This window comes from Sinomicrobium oceani (assembly GCF_900119185.1).
Lineage (GTDB): Bacteria > Bacteroidota > Bacteroidia > Flavobacteriales > Flavobacteriaceae > Sinomicrobium > Sinomicrobium oceani.
Genome location: NZ_FPJE01000014.1, coordinates 154,965 through 171,995, shown reverse-complemented (window position 1 = coordinate 171,995; position 17,031 = coordinate 154,965). Strand labels below are relative to the sequence as shown.

General features: G+C 46.0%; 14 protein-coding genes and 2 tRNA genes. 5 read left to right on the top strand and 11 right to left on the bottom strand.

From position 1 onward, the window contains the following. Positions 1–51 precede the first annotated feature (51 nt). The 5 genes from BT112_RS13775 to BT112_RS13755 form a co-directional block, all read right to left on the bottom strand. Complete coding sequence (locus tag BT112_RS13775; protein WP_262507636.1) at positions 52–384, bottom strand: helix-turn-helix domain-containing protein; 333 nt, start codon at positions 382–384, stop codon at positions 52–54. Positions 385–714: 330 nt separating this feature from the next. Beyond that, positions 715–1,977, bottom strand: a complete 1,263-nt coding sequence (locus BT112_RS13770) for a site-specific integrase (protein WP_072317964.1) — start codon at positions 1,975–1,977, stop codon at positions 715–717. Between the two features lie 247 nt (positions 1,978–2,224). After that, positions 2,225–2,299: transfer RNA gene (locus BT112_RS13765), tRNA-Pro, on the bottom strand. Between the two features lie 17 nt (positions 2,300–2,316). After that, positions 2,317–2,400, bottom strand: a tRNA-Ser gene (locus tag BT112_RS13760). A 140-nt stretch (positions 2,401–2,540) separates the two neighbouring features. Beyond that, the gene (locus BT112_RS13755) at positions 2,541–4,565 is read right to left on the bottom strand and encodes an HD family phosphohydrolase (protein ID WP_072317963.1); all 2,025 of its coding nucleotides are present in this window, start codon (positions 4,563–4,565) and stop codon (positions 2,541–2,543) included. 208 nt (positions 4,566–4,773) lie between these two features. Between BT112_RS13755 and BT112_RS13750 the strand changes: the two genes are divergently transcribed. The 4 genes from BT112_RS13750 to BT112_RS13735 all read left to right on the top strand — a co-directional run bounded on the left by BT112_RS13750 (position 4,774) and on the right by BT112_RS13735 (position 11,087). Further along, on the top strand, positions 4,774–6,042 hold the full coding sequence (locus tag BT112_RS13750; protein ID WP_072317962.1) for an amidohydrolase: 1,269 nt from the start codon (positions 4,774–4,776) through the stop codon (positions 6,040–6,042). A 52-nt stretch (positions 6,043–6,094) separates the two neighbouring features. Further along, entirely contained in the window at positions 6,095–7,663 is a 1,569-nt protein-coding gene (locus BT112_RS13745) for an FMN-binding glutamate synthase family protein (RefSeq protein ID WP_072317961.1), read from the top strand. Between the two features lie 213 nt (positions 7,664–7,876). Continuing rightward, positions 7,877–10,258, top strand: a complete 2,382-nt coding sequence (locus BT112_RS13740; protein WP_072317960.1) for a TonB-dependent receptor — start codon at positions 7,877–7,879, stop codon at positions 10,256–10,258. A gap of 4 nt (positions 10,259–10,262) precedes the next feature. After that, the gene (locus tag BT112_RS13735) at positions 10,263–11,087 is read left to right on the top strand and encodes a DUF4249 domain-containing protein (RefSeq protein ID WP_072317959.1); all 825 of its coding nucleotides are present in this window, start codon (positions 10,263–10,265) and stop codon (positions 11,085–11,087) included. A gap of 84 nt (positions 11,088–11,171) precedes the next feature. Here the strand turns inward: BT112_RS13735 and BT112_RS13730 are convergent, their stop codons facing one another. Beyond that, positions 11,172–11,867, bottom strand: a complete 696-nt coding sequence (locus BT112_RS13730) for an SIMPL domain-containing protein (protein WP_072317958.1) — start codon at positions 11,865–11,867, stop codon at positions 11,172–11,174. 178 nt (positions 11,868–12,045) lie between these two features. After that, complete coding sequence (locus tag BT112_RS13725) at positions 12,046–12,696, bottom strand: rhomboid family intramembrane serine protease (protein ID WP_072317957.1); 651 nt, start codon at positions 12,694–12,696, stop codon at positions 12,046–12,048. Between the two features lie 22 nt (positions 12,697–12,718). Here BT112_RS13725 and BT112_RS13720 point away from each other — a divergent pair, with 22 nt between their 5' ends. Further along, positions 12,719–13,654, top strand: a complete 936-nt coding sequence (locus tag BT112_RS13720) for a lysophospholipid acyltransferase family protein (RefSeq protein WP_317039596.1) — start codon at positions 12,719–12,721, stop codon at positions 13,652–13,654. Positions 13,655–13,678: 24 nt separating this feature from the next. On the opposite strand, the gene porD is transcribed toward BT112_RS13720, so the two are convergent. From porD to BT112_RS13700, 4 genes are read right to left on the bottom strand one after another with little or no spacing between them, the layout of a single operon-like run. Next, on the bottom strand, positions 13,679–14,575 hold the full coding sequence (porD, locus tag BT112_RS13715; protein ID WP_072317955.1) for a type IX secretion system protein PorD: 897 nt from the start codon (positions 14,573–14,575) through the stop codon (positions 13,679–13,681). 37 nt (positions 14,576–14,612) lie between these two features. Continuing rightward, complete coding sequence (gene coaBC, locus BT112_RS13710) at positions 14,613–15,824, bottom strand: bifunctional phosphopantothenoylcysteine decarboxylase/phosphopantothenate--cysteine ligase CoaBC (RefSeq protein WP_072317954.1); 1,212 nt, start codon at positions 15,822–15,824, stop codon at positions 14,613–14,615. Continuing rightward, positions 15,825–16,151, bottom strand: coding sequence for a DNA-directed RNA polymerase subunit omega (locus BT112_RS13705; RefSeq protein WP_072317953.1), 327 nt, complete (start codon positions 16,149–16,151; stop codon positions 15,825–15,827). A 10-nt stretch (positions 16,152–16,161) separates the two neighbouring features. Beyond that, a complete protein-coding gene (locus tag BT112_RS13700) occupies positions 16,162–16,956 on the bottom strand; it encodes an outer membrane protein assembly factor BamD (RefSeq protein WP_072317952.1) in 795 nt (264 codons plus the stop codon). Between the last annotated feature and the right edge of the window lie 75 nt (positions 16,957–17,031).

Below are 17,031 nucleotides of genomic sequence, written 5' to 3'. Positions count from 1 at the left end.
CCCAACGAACTGCACCGGCCAATTCACCCCATATTTTTACTTCAGCTGCATCTACCATCCCAAATCATTTTGATCATTTTTATCACTTTTATCGGAAGTCTTGTTCCTTACCCGTTCCTTGATCTGTCGCTTTTTAAGTTTGGCATATTCCAACGGACTTATTTCTTCTGAGTAATCAAACCCGTCCAAGATATACAGACAATCCAGCGCTCTTAGTATCTGTATTAAACTGGAAAGGTTGATGGACTCCCCATTTTCGATCTGGCTCATGGTCCAACGGTTCAATCCAGCTGCTTTTGCCAATTGCTCCTGGGTTTTGTTTTGTGTTGTTCGTGTATGTTTAATAAAACGCCCTATGTGCGCCACAATGGCTCCATCAGACATTTGAGTGTAATTTATGCTAGTATTTCCCATCATTATACGTATTTAAATGAATTTACGTTGGTTTTTCCCAACAAAAATACAAAATATTTTCGAAACCAAAATTTATATTGTTGGTATATCCATACGTTAAGCACAATATATTAACTTAATGATGGGTTTTACCAACATTTTATTAAAAATAATCCAGAAAAATCAACAACTGAATCATCGTTATAGATAAAGAATAATCCAAACCCTCTTCCATTCCAACGCTCACCCGCTCTGTAACTTATCACAATTTGTATCTACCAATCTTACTTGAATTTTGGGATTTGGCATGAACCCTTCAATTCATACAGCTCCAACACTCTTGTCAGTTTCGTTGGTAAGGTTGGCCAGAAACTGACTTTTCAGCTTTTGCATATCCTCACTGACCTTACGCTCGATCACCCGGGCATAAATTTGGGTCGTGGCAATCTTACTGTGCCCCAAAAGCTTGGAAACCGTCTCAATAGGAACCCCGTTGGAAAGGGTTACCGTGGTGGCAAAGGTATGCCGGGCCACATGGAAGGTGAGCTTCTTGGTGATACCGCACAGGTCCGCAATCTCCTTTAAATAGGAGTTGAGTTTTTGGTTCGATATTTTGGGGAACAACGTTCCGTTTGCCCTGGACTTGGGGTGGTCCTTATAGTTTTCAATGATCTCAAGGGCCACGGGCAATATGGGAATACGGATGGGCTTGGCCGTCTTTTCCCTCTGATAGACGATCCATTGCTCTCCATCTATTCCCAAATGGATGTTGCCCTTGCTCAGATTGATCACGTCGATATAACTCAAACTGGTGTAGCAACTGAACACGAACAAATCCTTTACCTGTTGTAACCTCGGCATGTCAAATTCCCTCTTCTCAATTTCGGCAAGTTCTTCCCTGTTCAAAAAGTCCCTTTCCTTTTTGATGAATTTGGGCTTAAAATAAGCAAAGGGGTCCCGGTCGAGCCAACCCAGCTTGATGGCCAGCCCGATCAATTTCCTGAAGCGCTCGATGTGCTTCATCACCGTATTGTTCCCCATGGGCTTTTGGTGGTCCGTCGGCTTATGGTTCCGGAGGAACCTTTCAAACTTGATGATGAAGTCATAGTCCAGTTCCTTGAGGTACATATCTGTAGTCTTGTACCGGGCCTTTAAAAACTTGGTAAGGTACTTTTGCGTGGTAAAATAATTCTTCTGGGTACCCCATTTAAGCTGGTCAACCATATCCTCACCGTGGTAAGCGACAATATCGGATAGGGTACGGCTCTTATCATCCTCTCCCAGGTACCTTGCCTTGACACTCTTTGCGGTGATGAGTTTACCATCCATTTTCAGGTCTCGGTAGCATTGGAAGATGTGGTTATAGGTCTCATCCAGATAACTGTTGAGCATCCTGGCCTTTTGGCTGTTCCCAAGGGCCCGGTTCTTATGGGGGTCCCAAATGGCGAGATCGATCTTGCGGTTCAGGCTGATGGAGGCCCGTTTGCCATTAACGGTGATCCTTACATAAATAGTCGCTTTGTTTTCTTTTGCCCTGGGGATGTTCGCCCAGAACATGATACTGAATGTCGAAGAAGTCTTCATTACTTTCGTCTTTAGGTTACACATGAGTTCCCGGACGAAAGTCAAATCCCTTTAAAGTTACGTTCTTTACCGCGTCTGTCAAAAAATTTTAACAAATCGGTCAACACAAATGTTAAAATTATTTTGTTATCCGAATTGTTGACGCTAATTCCCGTTTTAATTGATTTCAAAAAAAATCAAAAAAAATCAAAAACCCTGAAAATCATACGATTAACAGGGTTTTGAATTCATCTGATATGTTAAAAAGTCGGGGTGAGAGGATTCGAACCTCCGACCTCCTGGTCCCAAACCAGGCGCGATAACCGGGCTACGCTACACCCCGATGGACTAAAAAAGAAGCGGAGAGACAGGGATTCGAACCCTGGCGACAGTTTCCCGTCGACAGATTAGCAATCTGCTCCATTACCACTCTGGCACCTCTCCGTTAACTTGTTTTCAGAACGTGCAATTCTTAAATTGCGGATGCAAATGTAGTGGTTCACCTTATAGAACGCAACTATTTCAGGGACTTTTTTTTATTTATTCCGGAAAAAATATTTACCCGTTTCAGAATCAAGTGCATACTATTCCGGGTATTCTACCCGCAGGTGATAAATATTGGTCAGCTTTCGTTTCAGTACCTTTTTAACACTCTCGATTTCCTTGAACGTAATGTTGGCATTGAGAAACTGTCCCGCCGCTATCTGCTTGCTCACGATCTTTTCCACAAAGTCATTGATCGCCCCGTAATTCGGGTTTTTAAGACTCTTGGAGGCCGCTTCCACCGCATCGGACATCATTACTATGGCGGTCTCTTTAGAGAATGGCACGGGCCCCGGATACCTGTACTCTTCTTCGTCGGTTTCCGGATCGTTCTGCAACTGCTTTTTATAAAAGTAATATACGGTCGAAGTCCCGTGGTGCGTCCGGATAAAATCTATGATCCGGTCGGGAAGATTGTTCTTCCGGGCCATTTCTATACCATCGATAACGTGGTTTATAATGATCTGTGCACTTTCGGCCGGACTGATCTCGTCGTGCGGATTGACCCCCGTAGTCTGGTTTTCGGTAAAATATATGGCATTGTTCATTTTCCCGATATCGTGGTACATCGCTCCTACCCTGACCAGCATGGCATTCGCTCCGATCTCATTGGCCGCTGCTTCGGCCAGGTTGGCCACCTGCAGCGAATGGTGAAATGTTCCCGGGGCCTTATCGGAAAGTTCTTTGAGCAGTTTCGAATTCGTATCCGACAGTTCCAGCAGGGACACATCCGATACCAGTCCGAAAAGTTTTTCATAAATATAGATGAGGGGTTGTGCAAAAAGCGTTGCCAGACCGTTGAGGGCAAACATACCGAAATTGAGCCATACAAAGTTCTCCAGGTTCCCTTCGTGTATAACCGTAAAAGCAAAATATGTAATCATATAGACCAGGGTGATCTGCCCTACGGACACAAAAAGATTGGCCCGGCGGTAGAGTTCGGATACGGTAAGTATGGTAACCATCCCGGCTATGATCTGTAAAAATACATATTCAAAGCTATTGGGCACGATAAAGCCTAATAACAATACCGTCAGCACGTGTACGAACAGTCCCAGCCGCGGATCGAAAAAGGCCTTGAGTATAATGGGCAGGATACACAAAGGCACTACGTAGACATAACTACCGTCGTATTTTACCGCTATAGTGGTGGCAAACACCATAACGATGATGTTTACAAAAATAAAGGTCACTTTCGTATTGTTCTGCAAAATATAGGGGCGGTATTTCCAGAGAAACAGGAACAGCATGGTAAAGGCAAGGGTAATCAGTATGATATACCCGAAGAGGATGTAATAGTAATTGGTTCCCTTCCAGAGATGCGACTCGTATTCGCGTTCCAGGGAACGCAGTACTTCGTACTTCTCCCCTTCGACGACTTCTCCGTTGAGAATAATACGTTTTCCCTTTTCGATGGTTCCTTTGGTCGTGTAGATATTGTTGAGTTCCTCGTTCAGTGCCTTTTCCGACAACTTTTCGTTCAACGCTACATTAGGCTCCACAATACTTTTGAACAAGCGGTAAAAATCGTCCTCGTAAGCCGAAAGACCGCGTTCTTCAAGATAATCGAAAAGCGATTTCTGAAGCTGCCCCATCCGGATGAGCTTTTCCTTGTCGAGCGTACTCACCTCGTTACCTTTAACCAGGTTGATAAAACGGCTTTCCGGCAGCGGTTCATCATCGGCGATAAGGCCATTGGTATAGGTTCTTGTCAGAAACTCCTGCCCGGCCCTTTGGAGGTTTTTATTCTGAAAAAAACCGGGATATTCTTTCTTGTACATACCGATTACCTCGGCAATCGTATTGGCGTTATAGGTGTAATAAGGAACAAAATCGGAACGTGCAGCTTCCTTTTCCTGCTCCACCTCCTCTTTGGTCTTAAGGATCGGGAAATCGAAAGGCGCATAGAGGTTATCGTACTGCCAGGGTTTCCCTTTCTGGAATTCGTACTTGAACTTGCCGGCCTTGGGAAACAGATAAACCATCAGGACCGTAGCACATATAAACAGAAAAGTTTTATAGATCAGCGACTGATTGCGATATATGTTATGCAGAGCATCTTTCATCAACAGGGATATTTACTTCAAATTTACACAAAAAAGTAGCACTGCAAATTTTACGTTTACCGATAACCCGTTGTTTTACCGATACGTGGCAGCAGCATGTCATCACTTTAACGCCAATTCCGGTTAAATCCGGGAAAACAGGCGAACAATTCCTCACAAAATTCATATCTTTAAACTTCTTATGCAACTAAACTTACAAGCATTGATTATGAAGAAAAATTACGCTTTCCTCCTTCTGGTCTGGAGCTGTCTTATGGGTTTCGGGCAGCAAAAACTGGATAAGGACATTGCCGGGATAGCATCTAAAGTCATCGAATGGCGCAGATACTTTCACGAGCACCCCGAACTCTCCAACAGGGAATTCAAGACTTCAGAAAAAATAGCAGAACACCTCAAATCGCTCGGTATGGAAGTACAGACCGGAATAGCCAAAACCGGGGTTGTAGGCCTACTGAAAGGAAAAAAAGAAGGAAAGGTCATAGCACTTCGCGCGGATATCGATGCTTTACCCGTTACCGAGCGCGTAGATGTTCCGTTTAAGTCGGAGGTCCGCTCCGAATACCTCGGAAACGAAACAGGGGTCATGCACGCCTGTGGCCATGACACCCATATCGCCATTATGATGGGAGTTGCGGAGGTACTCTCCAAAAACAATGATTTTGCAGGGACCATAAAATTTATATTTCAGCCGGCCGAAGAGGGCCCGCCTCCCGGAGAAGAAGGTGGAGCCGACCTCATGATCAAAGAAGGCGTCCTGAAAAACCCGGATGTGGAAGCCATATTCGGACTTCATATCAGTGCTATGATCGATGTAGGCAATATCTCCTACAAACCTGGCGGTACTATGGCTGCGGCCCAGGAATTCGAAATCAAGGTACAGGGCAAACAATCGCACGGTTCGGCACCCTGGACCGGTGTGGACCCTATTTATGTCTCTGCAAAGATCATAGACGGGCTGCAATCTATCATCAGCCGGGAAATGGAACTCACCAATGAAGCTGCCGTGATCACCGTAGGCAAAATCACCAGTGGCGTAAGGCATAACATTATTCCCGAAACTGCGGAAATGCTCGGAACCATCCGTACACTCGATTACGACATGCAAAAACTGCTCAACCGGCGCATGGAGGAAATGGTCACGACAATCGCTAAGGCATATAAAGCGGAGGCCACAATAAATATTGCCAAAGGGATCCCTATTACCTATAACGATCCGGACCTGACAGCAAGAACATTACCCTCCCTGCATAAAGCCGCAGGTGAAGACCACGTCATCCTTACCAAAGCGGTTACCGGTGCCGAAGATTTTTCCTTTTTCCAGGAAAAGATCCCCGGATTTTATTTCTTCCTCGGCGGAAAACCCGTTGATAAAGCCCCTACACAACACCACACTCCCGATTTCTATATCGATGAAAGCGGTATGATTCTCGGGGTAAAAGCCTTTACACAGATCGTTTTTGATTATTTGGGAACATAAATTAATATCGTAATACACATGCACGGGCATGTAAATCACTGAACATTTCGTTATGCATACATTGTTATTGTTTCTCGGCGACATCCCCTGGTGGGGATGGATACTAATCGTTCTGGCACTTGTAGCCATACGCGATATTTTTGTACAGCGTTCACACACCATAAGCCACAACTTTCCTATTGTCGGTCATTTGCGGTACTTTCTCGAAAGCATCGGTCCGGAACTTCGCCAATACCTCGTGGCGAACAACAGGGAGGAACTGCCTTTCAACAGGAATGAGCGGGGCTGGATCTACGCTTCGGCAAAAAAAGAAAACAATTATGAAGGCTTCGGTACGGATCAGGATATCTATTCGCACCAGTATATTTTTGTAAACAATGCGATGCTCCCTTTTAAAGTCCCGCCAGGACATCCCAACACCACAGACAAGCATTTTTTACCCTGCGCCAAGGTCATGGGAGCTTACCGGCAACGAAAACGACCGTTCCGTCCGGGTTCCGTCATCAATATCTCAGCCATGAGTTTCGGTTCCCTTTCTGCAAAAGCCGTAGAATCCATGAACCTCGGGGCTAAAAAAGCCGGGGCTTATCACAACACCGGTGAGGGCGGGTTGTCTCCATACCACTCCATGGGAGCCGATGTGGTTTTTCAGGTCGGTACGGGCTATTTCGGGGTACGTGATAAAAACGGGAACTTCTCGATGAAAAAACTCAAAAAGATGGTCGAGGAAAAACCCTTTGTCCGCGCTATCGAAATAAAACTTTCACAGGGCGCAAAACCCGGTAAGGGCGGCGTGCTCCCGGCAAAGAAAATCACCAGGGAAATCGCAGATATCCGCCATGTGGACATGGGAAAAGATGTCCTTTCACCGGCCAATCACACCGCATTTTCCTCCATTAAAGAACTTATCGCTTTCGTAGAGGATATCGCCCGGGAAACAGGGCTCCCCGTAGGGATCAAAGCAGCTATCGGTAAACTCGATCAATGGCATGAACTTGCTTCACTGATGAAAGAAACCGGAAAAGGCCCGGACTTTATCACCATAGACGGAGGCGAGGGTGGTACGGGTGCTGCTCCGCCGAGTTTTGCAGATCACGTTTCCCTGCCCTGGGTGTACGGCTTTAGCGATGTGTACCGTATTTTCAAAGAGATGGATATCGCAGATCGTATCGTATTTGTCGCCAGTGGTAAACTCGGCTTTCCCGCAAAGGCCACCATGGCTTTTGCCATGGGAGCAGACTGTATCAATGTAGCCCGCGAGGCCATGATGAGTATCGGTTGTATACAGGCCCAGTCCTGCCACACCAATAGATGCCCCAGCGGAGTAGCCACACAGAACAAATGGTTGCAAAGCGGTATCAACATCCCGCTGAAATCGGACCGGCTTCACCAGTATTTCGATACGTTCCGTAAAGAATTCCTGGAAGTTACCCATGCCTGTGGCTACGAACATCCCTGCCAGTTCACGATGTACGATGTGGATATCAGTGTCGGGGACCGCAACCTGACGCAAACCCTGGCCGCAACTTATAAGTACAACAAGGTTAAAGTTCCGTTTGAAAGTATGGAAAAGCTGAAAGAATGTCCCCATCTCGGCGGTAGCAATAAAAATGAAGCCTAAAAACAATATCAGAAGTCCCCGTTTCCATCAGGTCCGGGGACTTTTTACATAACCACCTCTACCCTTTTCCCGATAAAAACCATGATGCACATGCCATTATCCCTCTGTTTACGCCCCCCGAAAGCCGGAAAATATCATTTCACACGTTAACCTTGCATTTTCGTACAATATTTTAAAGCCCGGATAGTTTTTATATATAATCAAAAAAGCCCCATGACCTATACCTATACAAAAAAAAGTATCTTTTTGGCTTTATGGCTCTGTTGTTCTTTCGCTTTTGCTCAGGAAAAATATACCCTTAGCGGTATCGTAACCGACAAAAACAGTAACGAAAGCCTTATCGGGGTGAATATCATAGTTCCGCTGTCAAACGCCGGAGTTTCTACCAACGAATACGGGTTTTATTCGTTAACCCTTCCGGAAGGTAAACACACGATACAGATCAGTTATCTCGGATTTTACACCGTAACCAAAGAAGTAGATCTGCATGCGGACGTACGGCTGAACATCGGGCTTACAGAAAGTTCCGAGCAGCTCGATGAAGTGGTCGTCACCGAAAACTCGGGACTCGAAACCGTAAGTTCTCCCCAAATGAGCGTCAACGAACTATCGATCAGTACGATTAAAAAAATGCCTGTGGTCCTGGGGGAGACGGACATTCTCAAATCTATTCTCCTGCTTCCCGGAGTTACCAATGCGGGAGAAGCAGCTTCCGGTTTTAACGTGCGGGGCGGAGCGGCCGACCAGAATCTCATCCTGCTCGACGAAGCTACGATTTACAACTCCTCCCACCTCTATGGCTTTTTCTCCGTATTCAATCCGGATGCTATCAAAGACATCAAACTCTACAAAGGAGGAATTCCGTCCCGTTACGGCGGCAGGGTCTCTTCCGTACTCGATATTTTTCAGAAGGATGGTAACAGCAAAGATTTCCACATGAACGGGGGCATCGGGGTGCTCTCCAGCCGGCTACTTGCCGAAGGCCCTATAGTCCGGGACAAGGGCTCGTTCCTCATCGCCGGACGAAGTTCTTATGCACACCTGTTTCTGAAACTCTCGGACAACCCCAATGCCGCATATTTTTACGACCTCAATACCAAGATCAGTTACCGTTTTAATGACAACAACAGTATCTTTATATCGGGATATTTCGGCAGGGACGTGATCAGTATACGGAACAGCTTTAAAAATACCTACGGAAATTCCATCCTCAATTTCCGCTGGAATCATATATTCTCAGACAAACTATTCTCTAACCTGTCCCTGATCTACAGCGATTACTATTACGGTCTCAACCTCGATTTTGTGCAGTTCAACTGGGATTCGGGGATACAGAATTACAATATCAAATACGATTTCAAACATTATGTCAGCCAGGGGCTGAAGCTATATTACGGGGTCAATGGCGCTTATTACAGGTTCAATCCCGGTGAAGTTAAGCCTACCGCTGAGAACTCCGGGGCCAATTACCGTAAACTCGATGATAAATACGCCCTGGAAACAGCGATCTATTTTGATGTGGAGCATTCGATATCCGAAAGGTTGAGCCTGCAATACGGACTTCGCCTAAGCAGTTTTTACCGCCTCGGACAAACCAATATGAACCTGTATGAAAACGACAATCCGGTTATTTTCAACAGGGATTACGGTATTTATGAAAAAGCAATCCCGACAGGTACCGAAACCAGGTCTCGCAAAGATTTTGTAAAGACGTTTACCAACCCGGAGCCCCGGGCATCGCTCTCCTACAAACTCAATGAGAACAGCTCGGTCAAAGCCAGCTATAACCGCATGGCCCAATACCTGCACCTGGTATCCAACACCAGTTCACCTACCCCGCTGGACGTCTGGGCACCGAGCGGAAAGTATATCAGACCCCAACTGCTCGATCAGTACGCCATGGGCTATTTCCGCGATTTTGGCAACGGCACCTACACCCTGGAAACAGAAGGCTTTTACAAAACCATAAAAAACCGGATCGATTATATAGACGGCGCCGACCTTATTGCCAACAATGCTATCGAACAGGTTATCCTCAACGGCGAAGCCAGGGCTTATGGTCTCGAATTTTTACTGCGAAAAAAGCAGGGACGCCTGCAGGGCTGGCTGTCCTATACCCTTTCGCGATCCGAACAGAGAACACCGCCCCGGACACCGGAAGAAACCGGTATAAACAACGGACAATGGTACCATACACCATACAACAAAACACACGATGTATCGCTGACCGGTTCTTATACCTTTAACCCGAAACTCACGCTCGGGCTCAATGTTATAGTACAATCCGGACAGCCCGTCACTTACCCGGACGGATATTACGAGTACCAGGGTGTACATTTTCCGAATTTCAGCGGAAGAAACGATGAGAATCTCCCGGCATATCATCGCCTCGACCTGTCACTGACGTACACCCCGAAACCCGAGAAAACAAAAGGATGGCAAAGCGAATGGGTGTTTGGTATTTACAACCTGTACAACCGGAGGAACGCCGCATCCATCACTTTCCGGCAGGACAGGGAAACCGCCAGGAACGAAGCAGTAAGACTGTCCATTTTCGGGATCGTTCCTTCCATATCCTATAACTTTAAATTTTAACCCGATGAAGGCAATCCTGAAAAGCATACTATCAGTGACATTCCCGGCTATCCTGCTCTTCGGCTGTGAAGATACCGTAGAAGTCAATGTGCCGGAAGCTGCACCGAGGCTCGTTATAGAAGCTTCGATAAACGTTCCGAAAAGAGGGCTCCCTCAACCGCAACAGATCAGGCTCACCACTTCCGCCCCTTACTATGCCGGAGGAGTCCCCGCAGCCAGTGGCGCTGAGGTGCGTATTACGGACAGCCAGGGCAATACCTATACCTTTGCCGAAGACCAAAACACCGGGATCTATTACAACTCCCGACTGATACCGGAACCGGAACAGGACTATACCCTCGACATTGTTTACCAAGGCGAGCACTACACGGCTACGGAGACCATGAAAACCGTAGTGCAGATCGAAGATATCCTGCAATCCTCCGGAGGAGGTTTTAGCGGAGAAGACTATGACATCAAAGCCTATTTTACCGACCCGGCAGATGAAGACAATTATTATCTCTTCGAATTTGTACCCGATATCGATCTTATCCCTACCTTACAGGTCTTTGAAGACGAATTTATACAAGGCAACAGGATATTTGCCTATTATACCGATGAAGACCTGAAACAGGGAGATCGGATAACTATCAGGGTTTACGGGGTGACACAACGTTTTTACAACTTTATGAGTATATTGCTGGACCAGAACTCCGGCCAGGGAAATCCGTTTCAGACCCAACCCGCAACGGTAAGAGGTAACTGTAAAAATATTACTGATGAAGACAACTTCCCGTTCGGATACTTCCGTCTGTCGGAAGTTCATGAAGTTGTCTATACCATAGAATAACAAAACGGGATGCCTGTATGAAACATCCCGTTTTTGTCTGTGCTATTCCGGCCATATACGAACCGGAAATGTCCTTTTATTGTTTTATTTCAGTTCAAATCCAACATTCACCGTAGCCTTGATACTCATTTCACCCACAGCTATAGACTCATTGCTACCGGCGGCATCGGCCTTCATCATGCTCATGCGGGGTAATGGCATAGGCTCAGGCTGACCGCTTTCGGACAGGTAAACAGGTTCACCTACCGACTTACCGAGGGCCTTGGCATATTCCTCCGCCTTCTTACGGGCGTTTTCCACGGCCTTTACACGGGCCTGGCTCTGAAGTTCTTCGATATTGGATGCATCGAAAGAAACTCCGTCAATACGGTTAACACCTGCATCCAGCAACCCCTGGCTCAGTGCTTCGTATTTAGACAGGTCTTTCAGGTTTATAGACAGCGCCTGATTGGCCACATACTTGTATTCTTTGGTCTGGTAATCGTAGTTTTTGTTGAGATTCAGATACTCGGTCTTTACATCCTTGGCATCGATTTTCATCTCCTTACAGAATTTCAGCACCTTGTCGATAAGGGCGTCGTTCAGTTTTTTCACAGCTGCAGCAGATTTGCCCTCGTTTTCCACGCGAACCTTGAGTTCCACGTTGTCCGGGACCACTTTTACCGTTCCTTCCCCGGAAACCGAAATGGTGCGCGCCGGGTCTTTGATCATAACCTGAGATGTTTGTGCATGTAAAGCCATAGCCGAACCCAATACAAGAGTTAAAATGATTTTTTTCATAATGTATATTGCTTTTTGATTTATATGCTCTCCCAAATACAACTGCCGTGCCAAACCCGTATACTCACCACAATTTTACAGCAAAAAAACAGAACCGAACACCCTTTTTACTCCGGGAAAACGGTATGGTGCAGATTCTCAACCTACTGCAAAGTTATATTTTTTTGAAGGAAAAGTATTATATTTTGCCCATTTTCCCCAGAACATACAGCAAAATAATGGGCAAGGCCAGTAAGCCTACCATTAAAGGGTCCTGTGTAATGAGACCGGGCCTGAAGGCCAGGGTCAGTATAAATCCGCCGATCGCACCGCCAAAATGGGCGGTATGCCCGATATTCCCCACACGGTTCTTCATCCCGTAAATGGAGTACAGCAGGTAACCGATACCGAATATATATGCGGGGATGGGAATCGGAATAAAAAAAAAGTAAAGACTCATTCCCGGATTGAGCAGTATACCCGAATATATAATCCCGGTCACTGCACCGCTGGCTCCTACCGCACTGTAGTAATTTTCATTTTTATGAAACTGGAAGGACAGCAGGTTCCCTGCCAGTAAACTGGCCAGGTAAATCGCCAGGAATTTCACATCGCCGAAATGAAATATGACAATCGGTGCAAAAAAATAAAAGGTGATCATATTAAACAGCAGGTGGGTAAAATCCACGTGCAAAAAACCAGAAGTCAGCATTCTCAGCTTCTCCCCGCTTTTTATTGCTCCTATCTGAAATTTATACCGTTCGAAGAATGAAATATCATTAAATCCCCTGATGGAGACCAAAACATTAGCAGCTATTACTGCTATCATAACCAGATCCAGACCTTTCATAGAATGCCTTATTTATAACCTTATGTGTTCAAATATAGCTATATTTGCCGGAAATACTACGACATTAATGCAGCTTCTCATCTTCATCCTGGCCTATCCCGTTTTGTGGCTGATATCCATACTGCCGTTCCGGCTTCTTTACCTGTTTTCCGACATGGTATATATCATCCTGTACAGGCTTGCAGGATATCGTAAGAAGACGGTGAGGAACAACCTGCAACTCGTGTTTCCCGGACTATCCGACCGGGAAAGGCTCCAGATCGAAAAAAAGTTCTACAGGCATCTTTCGGACGTCTTTCTCGAAATTGTGAAAACACTTTCCATCAGCGCGGAGACTATGGAGAAGAGATTTGTATACACTAATGTAGAGGAAATACGAAAACTGGAAAAGAACAAAAGTGTTATCCTGCTCTTCCCGCATTATGCCAACTGGGAATGGACGTCTTCCCTGGATCCGCAGGTTTCTTCCAAGGGATATGCCGTGTACAAGCGTATTAAAAACTCTTATTTCGACCGTCTGGTAAAGCGTATACGAGGCAAGTTCGGCACTACACTGATAGAAACCAGGGAAACGATACGGGTGATCCGGAAGAACCAGCGCGACCATGTACAGGCTGTTTACGGATTTCTCAGCGATCAGTCACCCCTCATGAGCAAAGCCATCTATTGGGAAGATTTTATGGGGATCAATGTCCCTGTTCATGTCGGTGCGGAAATACTGGCCAAAAGAACAGGACTGGCTGTAATGTACCTGCGTATCGAAAAAGTAAAAAGAGGATATTATCAGGGAACTTTCCTCCCCCTGGCCGAAAACCCCGAATCATTCCCGGATTACGACATTACCGACCTCTTTTTGCGGGAAGTGGAAAAACAGATCAGGGAAACACCGGAATATTATTTCTGGACGCACAAACGCTGGAAGCACCGCGGCAGACAACCCGAACAAAAGAAAAAATAAGGTATCCTGCCTCGATGGCAATCTTTAATACGTGATCTTTTCCCATGACCCCGCGTAGACGGGAGCCACCTTGTTCAGTGAATTTTTCAGACTCACGATATCCACTTTGGGTCCGTCGGAAAAAACATTGAGGATCTCATCTTTCTTGGCATCGAAAAACACCTGTAGCAAAAACGAATTGGGTCTTACGGAGTTTACCCGTTCCAGATACTTCATCGAGCGCGCCATGGATTCCTTGCCTGCTGCCGGGTCTTCAACCATCCTGTCGAGCCCCATTCTGTGATACTCGTACAAAGCGGTACGATAACTTTTAAAAGGATTGGACAACAGGTTATCTACAAGTCCCCACCTGCTCTTGTTACCGTCCGCCTGTTTCCAGCCAGCATAATTACTGCTCTGGGCCAGGTTTACAATATTGCGGGCCTGCTGGTAATACGCCGTCCCTCCTTCCGGAGAAAACGTATCGGCATCCATGCCCAGCATAATATAGACGTAATACGTGATTACCGAAACCAGGTTGGACTCGAATGTATTCGGGTTAAAAAAAAGCGGCTGAAACTCTACGTACTGAAAATTGAACTGCCTGTCCTGGAAATTGAAGACCGGCGATTCATAGGAAGAATTATAAACCGGTCTCGATGATTGTACCTGTATGGAAGCCGAAAACCGATCCGAATCGTATTGGGACACCGTAATATACATACTGCTGTTTATCCGTTCCTGTAATGCATAGTTACGATTGGTCCACCTGGTCTTATTGACAAAGTCCGTAAGCGATTTTTGCAGTGTTTCGAAGATCTGCCGGTTGGTTTGCTTTACCTGTTCGGCATCCACGATGACTCTACAATTAAGTTCCTGCGCTGAGAGTGATGTACACCACGCGGCCATTAACAGGCAAAATATACGGATAGGTTTTTTCATTTTCGGCTAAAGTGAATGCAATAGGAGAAGGTAAATTTTATCGGGGCAACCTGCGCTGTATCTCCGCAAATATATCTCCGGCAACTTCGGCCTTGGATTTCAGCGCAAAGGAAACCATATTTTCCTCCCTGTCTATAAAGGTAATCTTATTTGTGGATTTACCAAAACCTGCACCTTCATCATTCAGGGAATTCAATACTATGGCATCGAGGTTCTTTCTTCGGAGTTTTCCCCTGGCATGTTCTTCTTCGTCATTGGTCTCCAGGGCAAAGCCTACGAGGAACTGATGTTTTTTGGCAGCTCCCAGCGAGGCCAGAATATCTTTTGTCGGCTCAAGGGTAATGGTTAGTGAAGTGTCTTTCTTCTTGATCTTGCGATCTTCCCTGATCGCGGGCCTGTAATCCGAAACTGCGGCTGCCAGCACGGCTATATCCGTATCGTCGAATTCCCTGTGCACAGCCTGGTACATTTCTTCTGCACTGACCACGTGTACGGTCTTGATGCCTGCTCCTTCCGCTTCCAGGTGTGTAGGGCCGATAACCAGGGACACTTCCGCTCCGAGCGCTGCAGCTTTCCGGGCAAGCTCCACACCCATTCTTCCGGAAGAATGGTTCCCGATAAAACGTACGGGGTCTATAGCTTCGTAAGTGGGACCGGCGGTAATGAGTACTTTCTTTCCGTATAACGGCAGATTGCTCCGGATATGGCTTTCTATAAAGGTAACGATATCCTCAGGCTCCGCCATACGGCCTTCTCCGGTAAGCCCACTGGCCAATTCGCCATGCGCAGCGGGAATTACGATATTTCCGAAAGCTTTTAACGTGTCCAGGGTATGCCTGGTGGAAGGATGTTTGTACATATCAAGATCCATAGCAGGAGCGATATACACAGGACATTTTGCAGAAAGATAAGTAGCCAGAAGAAAATTGTCCGATACGCCATTGGCCATTTTTGCCATGCTGTTGGCTGTGGCCGGGGCGACGATCATAAGGTCGGCCCAGAGTCCCGCCTCTACGTGATTGTTCCACACAGCATTGCCATCTTCCTCATCGGTAAACGAGGAAAGGACCGGGTTTTTGGATAAGGTAGAAAGCGTCAGCGGTGTTACGAACTCCCGGGCATTGTCTGTCATAACAACGCGCACATAGGCACCCGATTTGATAAACAAACGCACCAGGAAAGCAGTCTTGTAAGCGGCAATACCTCCGGTAACGCCTAACAGGATATTCTTGCCGCTTAAAACAGACATTTATGCTTCTTTTTCGGTGTTCCTGTAGTAGATCTTATCGTTTAACCACTCTTCGACCGCAATAGCATGAGGCTTGGGAAGTTTTTCGTAAAACTTGGAAACCTCGATCTGCTCCTTGTTCTCAAAGATCTCTTCGAGACTGTCGGTATACGTGGCAAACTCCTCCAGTTTCTCTATCAATTCCTTCTTGATCTCCGAATTGACCTGAGTAGCCCTCTTGGCAACGATAGATATCGCCTCATAGATATTCCCCGTAGGAGCATCTATTTTATTTTTGTCGAGGGTAACGGTAGAAACCGGGGCTTCTGTTTTTCTCAAATTGCTCATCTCTCTCTTCTTATTTGCTAAATTGTTCTAATTCCTTATTGACTACGGTCATCATTTTTTCGGCTTCATCCGAATATTGTGTATCCGGAAAATACCGCTTCAGTGTATTGTAAGATTCCCTGGTATGACTCAGGCGCTCCTGCATCTTACTGTAAATACTGTTTACGGCAAGGTTATAGGATGCTACCATTTTATAATACATGGCATCTTCCCGGAACGGTGTTCCCGGATAATTCGACAGAAAATTGTCGAACGATTTTATCGCAGCCTTATAATCACTGATACGGTTGTATTGCCTGGCGATCTCAAAGTCCTTTTTCTCCAGTTTGGTTCTCAACTCCCGCACGAGCTCATTGGCTTCGTCGAGGTACTCCGAATCCGGGTAGGTATTGATAAATAATTGTAATTTATCAACCGCCGTATTGGTTTCCCTTTGATCCAGGCTGTATTTGGGAGACAACATATAATAGCTTTTAGCACCCAGGAATGCCGCTTCTTCGGCCTTATCACTCTTCGGATACGACTTGGAAAAACGATCAAACTGATATGCGGCCAGGTAATATTCTTTGGTCTGGTAGTAAGCGTTAGCATGAAAGTACACTACTCTTTCTCCCTGGGGTTTCCCTGCATATTGTGGCACAATCTGCTCCAGCAGGCGATTCGCCTTCTTATAATCTCCCTCATTGTACAGCTTCTCCGCAAGGTCGTATTTCAGCTTAACATCCTCGCTCTTCAGTGCCTTCTGAAACTGACTACAGGAACTCATAAGGGCTACAACAACAGCGACGTATAAAAATCTCTTCATGCTTTATATGGTAATTTTAAGTGGTTTTGCCACGAATATCGCAGCAATCGTATTTACCGCTAAAATTAACGGCAA

Excerpts from the sequence above, each read along its gene's own strand:
- BT112_RS13735 (WP_072317959.1), top strand. The coding sequence starts at position 10,263 with ATGAAGGCAATCCTGAAAAGCATACTATCAGTGACATTCCCGGCTATC.
- BT112_RS13730 (WP_072317958.1), bottom strand. The coding sequence starts at position 11,867 with ATGAAAAAAATCATTTTAACTCTTGTATTGGGTTCGGCTATGGCTTTA.
- BT112_RS13750 (WP_072317962.1), top strand. The coding sequence starts at position 4,774 with ATGAAGAAAAATTACGCTTTCCTCCTTCTGGTCTGGAGCTGTCTTATG.
- BT112_RS13720 (WP_317039596.1), top strand. The coding sequence starts at position 12,719 with ATGTGTTCAAATATAGCTATATTTGCCGGAAATACTACGACATTAATG.
- BT112_RS13700 (WP_072317952.1), bottom strand. The coding sequence starts at position 16,956 with ATGAAGAGATTTTTATACGTCGCTGTTGTTGTAGCCCTTATGAGTTCC.
- coaBC (WP_072317954.1), bottom strand. The coding sequence starts at position 15,824 with ATGTCTGTTTTAAGCGGCAAGAATATCCTGTTAGGCGTTACCGGAGGT.
- BT112_RS13770 (WP_072317964.1), bottom strand. The coding sequence starts at position 1,977 with ATGAAGACTTCTTCGACATTCAGTATCATGTTCTGGGCGAACATCCCC.
- BT112_RS13740 (WP_072317960.1), top strand. The coding sequence starts at position 7,877 with ATGACCTATACCTATACAAAAAAAAGTATCTTTTTGGCTTTATGGCTC.
- BT112_RS13705 (WP_072317953.1), bottom strand. The coding sequence starts at position 16,151 with ATGAGCAATTTGAGAAAAACAGAAGCCCCGGTTTCTACCGTTACCCTC.
- BT112_RS13755 (WP_072317963.1), bottom strand. The coding sequence starts at position 4,565 with ATGAAAGATGCTCTGCATAACATATATCGCAATCAGTCGCTGATCTAT.
- BT112_RS13775 (WP_262507636.1), bottom strand. The coding sequence starts at position 384 with ATGTCTGATGGAGCCATTGTGGCGCACATAGGGCGTTTTATTAAACAT.
- BT112_RS13725 (WP_072317957.1), bottom strand. The coding sequence starts at position 12,696 with ATGAAAGGTCTGGATCTGGTTATGATAGCAGTAATAGCTGCTAATGTT.
- BT112_RS13745 (WP_072317961.1), top strand. The coding sequence starts at position 6,095 with ATGCATACATTGTTATTGTTTCTCGGCGACATCCCCTGGTGGGGATGG.
- porD (WP_072317955.1), bottom strand. The coding sequence starts at position 14,575 with ATGAAAAAACCTATCCGTATATTTTGCCTGTTAATGGCCGCGTGGTGT.